Origin of the sequence: Leptothoe spongobia TAU-MAC 1115 (assembly GCF_018739885.1) — a bacterium.
Taxonomy (GTDB): Bacteria; Cyanobacteriota; Cyanobacteriia; order Phormidesmidales; family Phormidesmidaceae; genus Leptothoe; species Leptothoe spongobia.
Genome location: NZ_JADOES010000010.1, coordinates 32,747 through 46,866 on the forward strand (window position 1 = coordinate 32,747; position 14,120 = coordinate 46,866).

14 protein-coding genes are annotated in these 14,120 nt (G+C 46.3%); 5 read left to right on the plus strand and 9 right to left on the minus strand.

Annotated features, from left to right (window positions below):
* Positions 1-119: 119 nt before the first annotated feature.
* From IXB50_RS07230 to IXB50_RS07245, 4 genes are all read right to left on the minus strand, one after another.
* The gene (locus IXB50_RS07230; RefSeq protein ID WP_215608282.1) at positions 120-353 is read right to left on the minus strand and encodes a hypothetical protein; all 234 of its coding nucleotides are present in this window, start codon (positions 351-353) and stop codon (positions 120-122) included.
* A 203-nt stretch (positions 354-556) separates the two neighbouring features.
* Positions 557-2,035 carry a PP2C family protein-serine/threonine phosphatase gene (locus IXB50_RS07235; protein ID WP_215608283.1) on the minus strand — a complete coding sequence of 493 codons (1,479 nt, stop codon included), beginning with the start codon at positions 2,033-2,035 and terminating at the stop codon, positions 557-559.
* Positions 2,036-2,510: 475 nt separating this feature from the next.
* Positions 2,511-3,179 (minus strand): class I SAM-dependent methyltransferase, encoded by a 669-nt coding sequence (locus IXB50_RS07240; RefSeq protein ID WP_215608284.1) that lies wholly within the window; start codon positions 3,177-3,179, stop codon positions 2,511-2,513.
* A 45-nt stretch (positions 3,180-3,224) separates the two neighbouring features.
* Positions 3,225-3,407, minus strand: a complete 183-nt coding sequence (locus IXB50_RS07245; RefSeq protein WP_215608285.1) for a hypothetical protein — start codon at positions 3,405-3,407, stop codon at positions 3,225-3,227.
* Positions 3,408-3,747: 340 nt separating this feature from the next.
* Here IXB50_RS07245 and IXB50_RS07250 point away from each other — a divergent pair, with 340 nt between their 5' ends.
* Both IXB50_RS07250 and IXB50_RS07255 read left to right on the plus strand, forming a co-directional pair.
* Entirely contained in the window at positions 3,748-6,279 is a 2,532-nt protein-coding gene (locus IXB50_RS07250) for a mannose-1-phosphate guanyltransferase (RefSeq protein ID WP_215608286.1), read from the plus strand.
* A 14-nt stretch (positions 6,280-6,293) separates the two neighbouring features.
* Entirely contained in the window at positions 6,294-6,734 is a 441-nt protein-coding gene (locus tag IXB50_RS07255) for a single-stranded DNA-binding protein (protein WP_246564221.1), read from the plus strand.
* A 175-nt stretch (positions 6,735-6,909) separates the two neighbouring features.
* On the opposite strand, the gene IXB50_RS07260 is transcribed toward IXB50_RS07255, so the two are convergent.
* Positions 6,910-7,284, minus strand: a complete 375-nt coding sequence (locus IXB50_RS07260; RefSeq protein WP_215608288.1) for a hypothetical protein — start codon at positions 7,282-7,284, stop codon at positions 6,910-6,912.
* 208 nt (positions 7,285-7,492) lie between these two features.
* Positions 7,493-8,155: a lipoyl(octanoyl) transferase LipB gene (gene lipB / locus IXB50_RS07265; RefSeq protein ID WP_215608289.1), complete on the minus strand. Its 663-nt coding sequence runs from the start codon at positions 8,153-8,155 to the stop codon at positions 7,493-7,495.
* A 384-nt stretch (positions 8,156-8,539) separates the two neighbouring features.
* On the opposite strand from lipB, the gene hpf reads away from it, so the two are divergent.
* Positions 8,540-9,235: a ribosome hibernation-promoting factor, HPF/YfiA family gene (gene hpf / locus IXB50_RS07270; RefSeq protein WP_215608290.1), complete on the plus strand. Its 696-nt coding sequence runs from the start codon at positions 8,540-8,542 to the stop codon at positions 9,233-9,235.
* A 112-nt stretch (positions 9,236-9,347) separates the two neighbouring features.
* On the opposite strand, the gene IXB50_RS07275 is transcribed toward hpf, so the two are convergent.
* From IXB50_RS07275 to hmpF, 3 genes are read right to left on the minus strand one after another with little or no spacing between them, the layout of a single operon-like run.
* On the minus strand, positions 9,348-9,569 hold the full coding sequence (locus IXB50_RS07275) for an RNA-binding S4 domain-containing protein (RefSeq protein WP_215608291.1): 222 nt from the start codon (positions 9,567-9,569) through the stop codon (positions 9,348-9,350).
* A gap of 33 nt (positions 9,570-9,602) precedes the next feature.
* Positions 9,603-9,806: a glycogen debranching protein gene (locus IXB50_RS07280; protein WP_215608292.1), complete on the minus strand. Its 204-nt coding sequence runs from the start codon at positions 9,804-9,806 to the stop codon at positions 9,603-9,605.
* A 29-nt stretch (positions 9,807-9,835) separates the two neighbouring features.
* Positions 9,836-11,587 (minus strand): pilus motility taxis protein HmpF, encoded by a 1,752-nt coding sequence (gene hmpF / locus IXB50_RS07285; protein ID WP_215608293.1) that lies wholly within the window; start codon positions 11,585-11,587, stop codon positions 9,836-9,838.
* Between the two features lie 623 nt (positions 11,588-12,210).
* Here hmpF and IXB50_RS07290 point away from each other — a divergent pair.
* Together IXB50_RS07290 and IXB50_RS07295 are read left to right on the plus strand one after the other, a co-directional pair.
* Positions 12,211-13,407, plus strand: coding sequence for a response regulator (locus IXB50_RS07290; protein ID WP_215608294.1), 1,197 nt, complete (start codon positions 12,211-12,213; stop codon positions 13,405-13,407).
* 327 nt (positions 13,408-13,734) lie between these two features.
* Positions 13,735-14,100 carry a response regulator transcription factor gene (locus tag IXB50_RS07295; RefSeq protein WP_215608295.1) on the plus strand — a complete coding sequence of 122 codons (366 nt, stop codon included), beginning with the start codon at positions 13,735-13,737 and terminating at the stop codon, positions 14,098-14,100.
* Positions 14,101-14,120 lie beyond the last annotated feature (20 nt).

Here is a 14,120-nt window from a genome sequence, read left to right on the forward strand (position 1 = left end):
AGCTACAAAACTAACCTGGCGAGCAACTAACCAAATACATCCAAATGCATCCGCTAGCTGCCATACAGGGGTCTACTTATCGACACCTGCTGAATGAGATTACCCCATGATGGAATGAGCTAGTAAGTCGTAATACCTCGAATTACATAACCTATTACGACACCAATCAGCAAAGCCCACAGCTGTCCAGAATCTACAAAGTCACCCAGAATCTCTCCAGAGCGATCAAAGAAATTTTCCTCAAACTTCTGAGCAATCACAGGTTGCGTCACCAGGGCAGTTGGCTGACCCAATATCTGAGTAGCAGAGGGTGTCAAATCGCCAGGGAACAAAGTATTGGTATCGATTTTCATGGGGTGTACTAAACAATTGGTAGACAATTAATTGAACCTTGTCCACGGTCAGAACTGTAGTTTTGCCATAGAGGCAATCTCAGGTTTTAACTTGAACTTAGTTTTGGAGGCAACCCGATCATTGCATTCCCTCCCAATAACATCAAGCCAATAATCAAATTGTGGAATCGTTATATGGCACAACTCCACAATTTAGTAACCCTTTACCCCTCAATCGCAGACAATTGACGAAATTCAGCCGGTTGAGTAACCTTCATCACCACCAACGTTGTATCGTCATCTTTTGATCGATCTGGCCCAATAAATTGACGCAGTAAGTTAAACAAATAATCCAAAATCTCTTGAGAACTGCCCAAGTTTTGGCAAGCCCAGCATACAGCCTTAATCAAATTTTCTTCGTCGAATCGCTCACCGCGAATATTCGCAGCATCGGTAAAGCCATCCGTGTAGAAAATCACCACGTCTCCGGGATAGAGCTGCATCTGTCCCTCATGGTAACGAGTATCAATATCCAACCCCAGCAACATGCCATCGGCATCTAGCCGATTGATCATACCGGTAGACGCCTGCCACAACAACGGTGGATTATGCGCCGCATTACCATAGGCAAATAACTGGGTCCTGGGATCATATTCTGCATAGAACAGGGTGACAAACCGATTGGAACTTTCCAAATCGTTGTGCATGACGCAGTTAAGATTCTGCAAAATCTGTCCAGGGGAATGATCGTTCAGCACCTCAGCCCGCAACATCCCCCGCAGCATCGTCATAATCAACCCAGCAGGAACGCCTTTTCCCATCACATCGCCAATGGCAATACTCCAGGGTTGGGCCGATGATATCCGAGTAGTCGGACTGCGAAGCTGATCATAGGTGGTAGGAATAAAATCATAGTAGTCCCCACCAACCTTTTGCGCGGTTTGACAACGGGCAGCCAAATCCACACCCTCAATCACCGGACATTGACGAGGCAATAATTTTTCCTGAATCTCTGCACCCAGTTCTAGCTCCCGATCCAGGCGCTCTTTCTTACGTAGAGCCAGGGTCAGTTCGTCATTTTCAATGGCAACAGCGGTTTGATCAGCCACCAACCGGACCAACTTCTGTCGGGTTTCTGTCCAGGCATAGTCCGCATCGTCACTAAATACATAGAGACGCCCACGTTCAACATTTTGGACAATAATAGACGTGCCAAATAGCTGCAGATCAGGAGCTAGAAAGTGGTTGAGTTGCTGATCGAGGGTGACCATAGCACTCCGAGCAGCCTGGTGAGTGAGCGCAACGGTCTCACCATCCTTTCCCTGGGTACCCAGCGACCCCGTCAACGAAGACGTAATTTGACGCGTAGCTGATTCCAGGGCACAGCGCACGGTTTGACAGGTGTCATTAGCTGGACAATAAAGACGTTCTAATCGGAGCTGTCCGTTGGGACGAAATAAGACTAAGGCCCCGCCAGTCGCATCGGTCACCCGACTGGCAATCATCGGAATCAGCTCTAAAAACTGACTAATATTATTGAGACTTCTAAGGGCAAACCCCAAAGAACTCAGCAAATCTTGAATTTTGTACTGCTCTCGCTGTAATCGCGCCACCAGCTCTTTGAGCGCAAATACAGGGGTGCCGCCCGGCAGAGTACTGCCCTCGGGAAGGGAGTTAAAGGGTAGCGAGGGACTGGGCGACATAGGCACAATCGACAGCAAGGCCGATATCTAGGGGCAATAGAGGAATTAAGACGATTGATTTTGCTGATTACTGAGAAAACCAAACTGAAATGAAGACAATTTGTCAGAATCTATCAGATTAAGTCCATCCTCAGGAGCAGCAGAGTCAAAAAACCACCAGCGAATGGAAGGCAATATAGCGGTCAAGGTCACGATTGGCAACTAGATATTTATCGTTAACTATAAGTCTTCAAATAAAATCGTCGATGCAAAATTTTAGACACCAACATAACACCTCAGACATAACAGTCAAGGGTATTTTTCTCAAACTAAACCACGACCAAGGCTAGAACTGTAGTTTCCCCTACGGCAAAACTACAGTTCTGGCCGTGGATCAGGGTTATGTCTAGAGAGGATTAATTTTCCAAATTAGTCAACGGATACTAAGCTTGGGGCCATCATCAGGACTTAAATCTCAACTAGCAACGTCATTACCCTAAGCCCACTGAACTCGATACATGTGAAAAACTTCACCTGCAACCTGCTTAGTGACCTTGGCTCCCATAGTCTTGATCAGGGTACGCCATTGCTTTAATTCCACCAGTTCAACATCCACCCCCAGGTAGGTTTCTAAAATCGCCCAGTTTTCTGCCAGCTCTTCTTCTGGATTAACCACATCAAATACAAAGCTTCCCCCTGGCTTTAGGCAAGGTTTCACTGCAGTCATCACCCGCTCCCAATAATCCACCGGATAATAGCAACTCACCCCAGTGGCAATCACCAGGTCAAATGTGGCTGGTTCATAGTCCAGCTTATGAGCGGGTGCTAGCTGCACCCCCTTAAAAAGCTTTGAATCTAGCTGAGGCCCACGCTGATTGAGGGCAGCGTGGGCAACTTTACTAATGTCTTGCCCAACAAATGCGGCTTGCCACTCTTTCCAGGGATAAATCAAAAAACTCAAACCACAGCCAAGATCCAGACAGCGCTGTCCTTTCTTAGGTTTAGCCAGCTCCCAGAACTTACTGGTAATACGCGGCGTCAAGCTACCAGCCACCCATTCTCTAAACACCGCCATCTCTTCAACCTCGTCTGGCAGCTCAAATGATTCGCCTCGATATTCTTGGTCAAATCTCTGGGCAACTGCCTGCAATTGGCCTACTACCATTCTTGCTCTTCCTACTTTCTGCTGGTGTTCATCTGAACATTACCTCTAACGTCCCTTCAACGCTTTAGTAAAATTCTGACGATAGGAAGCACTGACTATAAATACAGGCCATAGCAGCGTTAGGTAAAGCTTGCCGCTGCTGAAATTAGTGCGATTAAATCCGGTCCAAAATTTCCAAGCACCGTAGCCGTAACCAGCCAGTAGCAATAGACCTAATAGAGTGGGCATAGGTTCATCCTCACAAAAAATTAGTGCAACGATAACGTATCAAAATTAGTTTGCCAATTGGCCTCCAGGTGACTGAGGCTAATTTTGATAGGACATAAAACACAGTCAACGGGTATGTATGGCCGTAAACTAAGTAATCTGAAGGCTGTCTTAATGAATATGAAGTTCAGCTTAATAAAACAAGTACAATTGACACTGCAGACAAGGAACAACAGTAGAGAAATGACATCACCCACAGCAAATCCTGCCAGGGTGCATCTCAAAGGGTAACGTCGTTATTCATCTACGACGAACCCCTAATAACAATTGTTTGAGTTTTCACAAAATCATAGGAGGAATTATGCGCGCAGTACTCATGGCTGGTGGTTCTGGGACCCGGCTTCGACCCCTGACTTGTGACCTACCTAAGCCCATGGTTCCTGTGCTCAACCGTCCCATCGCAGAGCACATTGTTAACTTGCTCAAGCGACATGACATCAAGGAGGTCATCGCTACCTTGCACTACCTACCTGACGTCATGCGTGACTACTTCCAAGATGGGCATGATTTTGGCGTACAGATGACCTATGCCGTTGAAGAAGATCAGCCCCTGGGCACCGCCGGTTGCGTCAAAAATATTGCCGAGCTCCTTGATGACACGTTCCTCGTGATTAGCGGTGATAGCATCACTGATTTTGACCTGAAGGAAGCGGTTCGTTTCCATAAAGCAAAGGGGTCTAAAGCAACCCTGGTACTGACTCGAGTTCCTAACCCAATTGAGTTTGGTGTAGTGATCACCGATGAGGAAGGACGTATCAAGCGTTTTCTTGAAAAGCCCTCCACCAGTGAGATTTTCTCAGATACGGTTAATACGGGTACTTATATCCTGGAACCTGAGGTACTCGACTATCTGCCTCCCAACCAAGAAAAGGACTTTTCTAAGGATCTCTTCCCCTTACTCCTAGAAAAGGACGATCCCATGTATGGCTATGTAGCCGAAGGCTACTGGTGTGATGTGGGCCACCTCGAAGCCTACCGTGAGGCTCAGTATGATGCCCTCGATAGCAAAGTACTAGTGGATTTTGCCTACCCTGAAGTTTCACCAGGTGTTCATGTCGGACAAAACACCCACATCGATCCGACAGTGGTCATTAAGCCCCCGGTCCTAATTGGTCGTAACTGTCGGATCGGCGCACGGGTGACCTTAGAGCCAGGTACTGTTATTGGCGATAATGTCACGGTCGGTAGCGACGCGGATCTAAAACGGCCCATCATCTGGAATGGTGCAATTATCGGCGATGAGACCCACCTGCGAGCCTGTGTCATTGCTCGGGGTACCCGCGCTGACCGCCGGGCCCACGTCCTAGAAGGCGCTGTAGTAGGGGCACTTTCAACCGTTGGGGAAGAAGCACAAATTAGTCCAGGGGTAAGAGTCTGGCCGAGTAAGCGGATCGAATCTGGCGCAACGCTAAATATCAACCTGATTTGGGGTAATACGGCCCAACGTAACCTGTTTGGTCAGCGTGGCGTCACAGGTTTGGCCAACATCGACATTACCCCTGAATTTGCAGTCAAGTTGGGAGCAGCCTATGGCTCTACCCTAAAACCGGGATCCCATGTGACTGTCTCACGGGATCAACGCAGTATTTCACGGATGGTGTCGCGATCGCTAATCGCCGGACTAATGTCCGTGGGCATTAACATTCAAAACTTAGAGGCCACAGCAATCCCATTAGCCCGTGCCATTCTGCCCACTCTGGATGTTGCAGGCGGTATCCATGTACGCATCCATCCTGATCGAGCGGATCAAATCCTGATTGAGTTTTTTGATAAAAACGGCATCGACATTCCCAAAGGAAAGGAGAAGAAAATTGAAGGTGCCTATTTCAAAGAAAATCTAAGACGCTCTCAAATCCATGAAATTGGTGAAGTGGCTTACCCGGCAAACCTGGTTGAAATCTACACAACTGAGTTTGAAAAGCGTCTCAATGTTGAAGCCATTCGCCACAGCAAATCCAAAGTAGTGATCGACTATGCCTATGCGGTCTCAGGAGCCGTATTGCCTCGTTTGCTAGGAAAATTTAGCTGTGATGCGGTCGTGCTAAATGCCAGTCTAAGCCAGGCGGCCCCTTCCAATAACGAACGCGAGAGCATGCTAGGACAGCTAGGGCAAGTGGTCCAAGCTTTACAAGCTACTTTTGGCGTACAGGTAGCGGCAAATGGAGAGCAGTTGGTACTGATGGATGAAGTAGGCTCACCCATTCGTGGGGAGATGCTGACGGCCCTAATGACCCACATGATCCTGACGGCTCAGCCCAAGGGAACCGTTGTTGTCCCTGTACATACCTCAGGAGCCATCGAACAAATTGCCCGCCGTCATGGTGGTAACGTAGTTCGCACCAAAGCCAATCCAACGGCTCTGATGGAAGCCTGTCAGGCCAGCGACAATGTTGTCCTTGGAGGCAGTGGCGACATGGGCTTCATTTTCCCCCAACTTCATCCAGGCTTCGATGCCATGTTCTGCATCGCCAAACTGATAGAAATGTTAACAATTCAGGAACAGTCTCTGGGCCGGATTTGGGGTGATTTACCTCGGATTTCCCATCGTGTCCAAACCCTGCGTTGTCCATGGACCATCAAGGGTGCCCTCATGCGCTATCTTGTGGAAAGTCATCCTGCTGATACCCTTGAACTGGTAGATGGTGTCAAGGTCATTGACCGCGCTAGCAATAGCTGGGTGTTGATTCTACCGGACGCAGGCGATCCACTTGTTCATATCTTTGCTAATAGCGCCGATCGAGATTGGGTCGATACCCATCTGCAAGATTATCGTCAGCGAGTTCAAGGATTCATTGAAAAAGAGCAGGGTATTCGAGAAGAACAAGTCGTATGAACCATTGCATCCTAATGGCCGAGATCGTTGAGGTACCGCAGTTGCGCTATACCTCCGACAATCAAACGCCCATTGCCGAATTCAAGGTCAAAATAGCCGGTCTGCGTCCGGATGATAGTCCATCCCAATTTAAGGCCATAGGCTGGGGTAATCTGGCGCAGACTATTCAGGATGCCAGCTACGGTCCAGGTGATCGGGTAGTGATTGAAGGTCGCTTGACGATGAAAAGCGTGGATCGGCCTGAAGGATTTCGCGAAAAACAGGCAGAAATCACTGTACAACGCCTGCATCGTATTGCTGAAATGCAGGCCATGATGATGGCAGAGGCTGCTCCCATTGCCGAAGGAAACAACCCTCAAGGCAATAGTAGTCCTGCCGCCGCCGCCCCCACCAGTCCTCCCACAGCCACACAGCCAGCCAGCAGCACCCCCGACTACGACGAAATCCCGTTCTAGTCTTAGTAGAACAAATAGCCCACCTGCTCCAATGTCAGGAACAGGTGGGCTATTTTGATGCTTGCCTAAGCAAATCTAAAGTTCAAAAGGCTTCCATAAAATATTTAAAGCACCCATGAGCTTTACGGCCCCTGTTCTGGTAGCAATCCTTGCAACCTTGCGGGACAAACTTAACTTACACATATCCTTTTAAAAATTCAAAAGGATCATCATCCCAGCAGGGTTCAGGACATAGTTGCTTAAGCCTCATACAGATATCAGCAACAATGTCTTCAACCTGGGTATCATCAAATATTTCCTCCAAGGCCTGTTGATCACGCTGGCGCAAAGGAGCCAAGGGCTCAGCATGGAATGTTAATGGGCTCAGAGGCGAGCTATTGACCTCAGGCTGATAACGAGCTTGTAAAGTAATGCCACCCCAGGAGTCCTGCTTGGACTCTACAAATGATGGAAAAACAGATTTAGATGTCTGCTCAACTCCAACTAGGGTATGGATAGACGAGTGTATTCTATTGATTGACTTGGATTCAGGGAAACTATGGTCGGGCATAGGCTAAATGTCCGTTATCAAACCATTGTATTGGCCTATAAGGCGGTTCGCCATCATAGACGGTAACTCACAACCACTATTGGGGTTTACTAGCGAGCCCACAACTAAAGCTAACCAAGTCTCACAGGTCTATCTGTGTGTAAATTGACACCCACTCACCCGTACCTAAATTTTTATATCGCTGATTGGTACCATGGCTTAACAATGGTCAGTATCCAAATCCAACCACTGCATTCGATAGGTTAAACACCTCAGCAAATGACGCTACAAGCACTGCCTTAATCTCATCGACAGCGATACCAGGCACAAACTGCTCCATAGAACCTATGGGCCGATTGGCAATACCACAGGGAGTAATTAACTTAAACCCTGCCAGGTCAGGGCATACATTGAGAGCAAAACCATGCATGGTGATCCATCGACTGACCTTGATGCCGATGGCAGCCACTTTATAGCCGTCAATCCATACACCCGTCAGCCCTTTGACGCGTTCTCCCAAAAGTCCGTAGTGAGCCAGGCAGTGGATTAAAACTTCTTCTAACTGACGTAGATACCAGTGCAAATCCTGCCGGTGATAGCGCAAATTCAGAATAGGATATCCCACCAATTGGCCAGGGCAATGATAAGTCACCTCCCCCCCACGTTCCACTCGATGCACTTCATAGCTCGGATCGGCTAAATCAAAGTGGACAAACTGGGTTTGAGAGCCCGTCCCCAGGGTATACACCGGTGCATGCTCAGCCAGAATCAAAACATCGTCCAGCATAGGCTCTTGCTTCCGAGCAGACACCTCTTTTTTTTGATGTTGCCAGACCAATTCATAGGCCATCAATCCAAGATCTTGAACAATAAGTTTTCTATCTTTAATCATCACAAAAACATCAATTTTGTGAGGGTTGATACGTAATTTAGCCAGCCATATATTTACTGAGATTTGAATTCGACAATCATCAATCAAACCTTTAAAGAAGAACTAATTAAATATAAACACCGACATGCATCAAGATTAAAGAATAATTAAAATAGGATTGAATCAGCACCTTGGCCTATACCGATGAAAGCTTCAAAAAACCGCTGGGAGTCCCATCATAAAAGAAAATACAGACCTAAATAAAACCATTGCAACTAAAATGATCCCACATTAAATCTAAAGAATTATCAACGGATAAAAATCTTTTCAAAGAAGAAAACTCTCTCAAAATTAAAGTGCTAAAGTGAAATTAATCGCTTATCTTCTATCAGTGGAGGCAGCTTTATGAGGCTTGTTATCCAAGGAAAAAATATTGAAATCACAGAGGCTATTCGTCAGCATGTTTCTCAAAAAATTGAAAAGTCAGTTAGCCACTTTCAACGAATGATCAATAAGGTTGATGTGTGCTTATCTGTGGCTGGTGGAACAAAAATGCCCACCCGACAGTGTGCTGAAGTTACGGTCTATGTAAATCGGGCTGTGGTACGCGCAGAAGAAAGCAGTGACAGCCTATATGCCAGCATTGATCTAGTCGCTGATAAAATTAGCCGACAGCTACGTAAATATAAAGAAAAACGTCGCAGTTCTGAACATGTATCAGTGCGATCTATGACTGTTGATGATAGTTCTCAAGATGCCGATTTGCAGGTAACTGAACTATTAGAACAGCGTCAACCTCAGCTACCAGAAGAAGTGGTGAGGACTAAGTACTTTGCCATGACTCCCATGTCAGTACAGGAGGCTTTAGAAAATTTGCAGCTTATTGATCACGATTTCTATGTGTTTTACAACACAGAAACCGATGAGATCAACGTCATGTATGAACGAAATCATGGTGGGTATGGCCTAATTCAGCCACGACCTGCAGGGGCTAGCAATAACCATAAAAACGGTGATCATAGCGTCCCTGTGCCCATCAACAATAACGGGCATACTCATCCTGCTAAGAAAAATCTACAGTCTGCTCCTTTACGCAAATAGAAGACAGACACACCGTTATCTTTGAATATCGGTTTTAATCCGCCTGGATGCTCCACTTGATCATCCAAGCGGATTTATTTATTATGCGATTTTTAAAGAACTTAAGCAGGGTTTAGCTGGAACCGTCTGAACTATCTACATCGGAGACGACATCATAAGTCTGATCAGCAAATGTGACTCGATCCCCTGTATATAATTTACGGCCTCGTCGCAGTTCCACTTCATCATTGACCAATACATGCCCTGCTTGGATCAAATGCTTAGCTTCGCCACCAGACTGTACTAAATCGTTGAACTTGAGAAATTGACTCAGCTTAATAAAATGCTCGGACATAATTTATTTTGGATGGTGGGCGTTTGCCCCACCTTATGAAAGCTTTAAAGCACTGATGGGAACATCATCCCAGGAATCGACGGTACGTAATCGAGCAACCCAACCCGCTTCTTTTTGCTCGTCCGTGAGGGCAGCTTGAAACGTATCATGGCAATCTTCGGCAGCGCTGCGATCGCAGCAAGCAATCGCCGAATAAATAATACCTGACGGATCAATATGCTCGTTTACCCAAATCATGGCGCAAGTGCGATGGATAGGACTCAAGATTAAGCTGCCGCTGGCTCGTTAGACAAGCTTTGAATCGTTTGTTGCATCTCAGCAATGGCTTGCAGCTGATAGTCATTAACCTCTTGAAAACGTTCTAAAGTACCAAAAACGCTTTCAAGCATTTGCTGTACAGCGTTCATTTTATCCATAGCAGACCCAAGATAATCATTGCGGGTGGCGATCACACTCTCCAAACCGGCCCAATCCTTCACAGCCTGCTCCAAGTTTGATCGTTCCTTCTCAAGGCTTGCCAGTTTCGTCGATAGATCAGCCTGCTTAGCATCTACCTGCTGCTGCAGCGTTTCACAACGACCTTCTAAATCAGCAATTAACTCTTCTAGCTCCGTTGCCTGAGTCGCCAGCTGCTGACGCACCTGGTCAATATGCTCTAGTACCGGCTCCAAATCAGCAGAATTCGCCACTGGACTATCAACCGTTGCCTGCCCTTGGCGTCGCAGCAAAACTGCTCGATGCTGACTCAATACCTCTTCTCGCTCCAGCAGATTACGTCGTTGTCCCACCAGAGTCTTATTGAGCATGTCATAGCGATCCTGCTCATCGCCGATATCAGCTTCAATTTGCATCCGATCGTACTCACTAGCAGCCTCGGCCTTTTGCTTGAGTTCATCAATTGCCTGCTGCTGATAGTTCAGCTCTTCTTCTTGATCGCTGACAAACCGAGACATCTTTTCCAAGTCGGTCTCCATGTTCCCAACCAACGTCTCCAGGTCTTCTACAGACATCTCTTCCAGCTTGGTCAGATCAATTTTTTTACCCAAACGCACCTGATCGCCGGTATTTAGAAGCTCATAGACCTTCTGATAGACACCACTCTGCTGATTAACCTGCTCTGATACCAGCTGATTTTGCTGCTTTTTCTGCGCCAGCTCAACCCTCGCTTGTTGAAGCTCTAAACACAGATCATTTAAAGCTGAACGCTCCGCATCAGAAGCAACATAAAGCTCCTGAATAGATTGCCTAAACCGCTCAACATCGCCTTCCTTAGTGGGTAACTGAGCCTGTTGCTCGCTGACTGCATGCTGCCCGTCCTGAAGCTGTACTTGATGTACCCCCAAAACCTCCCTTGTACCACCTAACTGCTGACGTAGATCCTCCATAGGTAACACATTGGCCATCAGATGCTCTACAGCATCTCGCAGCTTTTGCGTCTGCCCCGAATCCAAACCAGTTTGGGCCGATACAGCTTCGTGCTGCTCTTCCAGCTTTTGCTTTTCCCCATTTAGATGGGCCCAAGCTCCCTCAAGTTCAGCATTTTTACGTTCATAGTCCTGCTTCTGCTGATCTAGCTCACTACGAAACGTTTCTAATTGTGTCTTCTGGTCCTCTAACTGATCTAGATCGGCTGCCGCTTGTTTGACCTCATCTTCACGGGTATCCAGCTCCAACTCACGCTGATTGAGTGCCTGACTTTGATACGTCAAAGACTCCTTCCACTGCTCAATCTCATCTTCCTGGGTCTTAAATTTTTTGTTGAGACTAGAAAAATTTTGCAGAATACTTACTAACTGACGTCCTGCCTCGTAGTGGCGCTGCACCTGACGACCATTAGAAAGTTCAATTAAAACAAGAGTGCCGGAACCATAACCCGCATCATCTGGAGCAGGAACCAACTCATCCCCCGATACAGCACTCCAATTTTGCTCTGAACGCTCACAAGCTAAGAGTTTAAACTCAGCTCGATTGCCACCCATAAAACCGCTTTTTTTCTGAACTTCGGCCAAATAACGCACGCTGGCATCCCCTTCGTCTATACAAATAGCTATGAATAACAGCTACTCACCTACACAACATCCACGTCTCGTTCAGCTAGTAATATAGAAGCCCAAGGCACCACCCAGGGAACTTTGATCTATCAAAATATTGGAGCAAAATCAATAATCAAGAAATATTTATTCAGTCGAGATTGTACATAGTAATTTCAAGCAGTTCACTTAGTGTATCCGTCTCAAGTAGAAAACTCTATTTCTAAAACAATTCCCTAATGAACTAGAGCTTAGCTAATAATCCCTAGTCATTAAGCCAGAATGTAATACCTTTACCCCTAATATGTACATTCCTACGTGCACATACGGGTAATAAACAAGCTCCAACACATACCATTCACATAAAAAATGTAACTTTATAAACAGTAGCTAAACCATCCGGATGAAAGAGTCACCCCATATAGAAACTGTATAGCTGCAGTTAAATGCTAATAATTGTAGCTAATGCCGTGCCTCAATGTAGCTAACCTAGTTACCAAGTTCCAAGACCGATTACTCTATGAAGCTAAAAATTGCACTATTAGCAGCCGCTTCTATAGCAAGCCTTCAATTTTCCAAGACAAACTCAGGAAAACCCTAGGACAGAATCTATGCAGGGCCAGTTAAGCGAGCTGGATATTCGCAGTATTTTTCAACTGATTGATATTGGTCAGCAAACCGGAGAACTTTACATTGAGTCTTTCGAAGAGCCATCCAACTCATGGCTCGTGTTCTTTGCCAATGGAGGCGTCCTCTACGCCGGACGGACCAATGAGCAACTCGAAAGACTGCAAGATATTTTGCACCCCCTTAAACTTTCTATAAATTGGGCTAGCGTTAACTTATCGAATTTGGCACCCCTGAGACCACCAGAATATGGAGCACTCTGGTGGCTTTTAGAAAATAACTATCTCACCACCCAACAAGCTCGTTCCATCCTATACCGCCTAATCGAAGAAACGCTATTTGAGGTCATCAGCCTACACCAAGGACGGTTTTCCTTTCGCTTCCGCGTATCCCTGAGTCCTCAATTGACCGAATTTAGCAGCTTACCCCTCGTAAAACAAGTGATTCGCCAGCTCCAGGGATGGTTACAGCTCCAGCCTCACTTTAGCTCATTTTACGATTGCCCCCTATTAGTGGATAAGGATCAACTAGAAACAGCCGAAAACCTGCCGCCATTGCTGACCATGGCCAATGGTAAAACGTCCATTATCCGGATCTCTCGTCATCTCAATCGCAATATTTTTAGCGTTGCTAATGGGCTCTACCCTTACATCCAAAAAGGACAGCTCCAGCTACTACACCGTCCGCAAACAACCTCGGAACAGCAAGTCAGAGAACCAATTATCAATACCGTCCCTCGGATCGTATGTATTGACGACACCCTAGCTGTGCGCCAGGCCATAGAAATGATGCTGGATGCCTATGGTTATGAAGTCACATCAATTGCCAATCCAGTCAAAGCTCTGAGTTTACTTTTTAGTCTCAAGCCAGACCTCATCCTATGTGATGTAGCAATGCCTGAGCTAGAAGGCCATCAGCTATGTGCGATGCTCAGACAAGCACCCTGGTTTCAATCGGTCCCCATTGTGATGCTGACGGGGAAGGATAGCTTCGTCGATCGAGTCAAAGCCAATATGGTCGGAGCCACAGACTATCTCACCAAACCGTTTGGCGAACCCGAACTATTAGCCTTGGTAGAAAAATATGTAGGTCGGGGAAATCCCAAGCGCCTTGCGCCTGAAACCCTTCTCGAACAAGAGATATCAGCCACTTTAAACCCTGAAAGCTGGAGTAATCAGTAATACCCTAATGGATGAAAGCCACTGCTTTCTATAGCCTTATTTAGAATTATTCGTATATATTCCTAAGCACCGTTCGGACACTTCACAAACAAAACTAATAAAAGAATTTTGATGAAAGTTTAATAAATTTGATGTGGGTGGGTATTTTATTAGGCACAAGCGGTAGGGTGTGCATTACTAGCCTTAGATGGTCAACCAATCGCTGCTTGACCAAAATGGTCAAACTCAACTGGGCATACGACTCAACTTAAATAGTTATTTCCCCTTAGAAGGGCATAATGAGTTGAATCAAGATATGAACCGGTCTTAAACGGCGAAATTCAGGTTATGAGTACGGTTTTAGTGGTGGAAGACAGCGTTGCCCAGAGAGAAATGATTATTGACTTACTCCAGGGTAATGGTCTTCAAGTTACCGTTGCTAGCGATGGGGTTGAAGCATTAGCTCATATTCAGGGAGATCTACCCGATCTCGTTGTACTAGACATCGTGATGCCTCGTATGAATGGTTATGAGGTCTGTAGAAGGATTAAGTCTGATCCAGCAACTCAAAATTTGCCCGTTGTACTGTGCTCATCTAAAGGTGAAGAGTTTGACCGCTATTGGGGTATGAAACAAGGAGCCGATGCTTATATAGCAAAACCATTTCAGCCAACTGAGCTAGTGGGAACGGTCAAACAGCTGCTACGCGATTGAAATGTCAATGATTTGTGAGG

Excerpts from the sequence above, each read along its gene's own strand:
- IXB50_RS07280 (WP_215608292.1), bottom strand. The coding sequence starts at position 9,806 with ATGATTTGGGTAAACGAGCATATTGATCCGTCAGGTATTATTTATTCG.
- IXB50_RS07245 (WP_215608285.1), bottom strand. The coding sequence starts at position 3,407 with ATGCCCACTCTATTAGGTCTATTGCTACTGGCTGGTTACGGCTACGGT.
- IXB50_RS07295 (WP_215608295.1), top strand. The coding sequence starts at position 13,735 with ATGAGTACGGTTTTAGTGGTGGAAGACAGCGTTGCCCAGAGAGAAATG.
- IXB50_RS07250 (WP_215608286.1), top strand. The coding sequence starts at position 3,748 with ATGCGCGCAGTACTCATGGCTGGTGGTTCTGGGACCCGGCTTCGACCC.
- IXB50_RS07240 (WP_215608284.1), bottom strand. The coding sequence starts at position 3,179 with ATGGTAGTAGGCCAATTGCAGGCAGTTGCCCAGAGATTTGACCAAGAA.
- IXB50_RS07290 (WP_215608294.1), top strand. The coding sequence starts at position 12,211 with ATGCAGGGCCAGTTAAGCGAGCTGGATATTCGCAGTATTTTTCAACTG.
- IXB50_RS07255 (WP_246564221.1), top strand. The coding sequence starts at position 6,294 with ATGGCCGAGATCGTTGAGGTACCGCAGTTGCGCTATACCTCCGACAAT.
- hpf (WP_215608290.1), top strand. The coding sequence starts at position 8,540 with ATGAGGCTTGTTATCCAAGGAAAAAATATTGAAATCACAGAGGCTATT.
- IXB50_RS07260 (WP_215608288.1), bottom strand. The coding sequence starts at position 7,284 with ATGCCCGACCATAGTTTCCCTGAATCCAAGTCAATCAATAGAATACAC.
- IXB50_RS07230 (WP_215608282.1), bottom strand. The coding sequence starts at position 353 with ATGAAAATCGATACCAATACTTTGTTCCCTGGCGATTTGACACCCTCT.
- lipB (WP_215608289.1), bottom strand. The coding sequence starts at position 8,155 with ATGATTAAAGATAGAAAACTTATTGTTCAAGATCTTGGATTGATGGCC.
- IXB50_RS07275 (WP_215608291.1), bottom strand. The coding sequence starts at position 9,569 with ATGTCCGAGCATTTTATTAAGCTGAGTCAATTTCTCAAGTTCAACGAT.
- IXB50_RS07235 (WP_215608283.1), bottom strand. The coding sequence starts at position 2,035 with ATGTCGCCCAGTCCCTCGCTACCCTTTAACTCCCTTCCCGAGGGCAGT.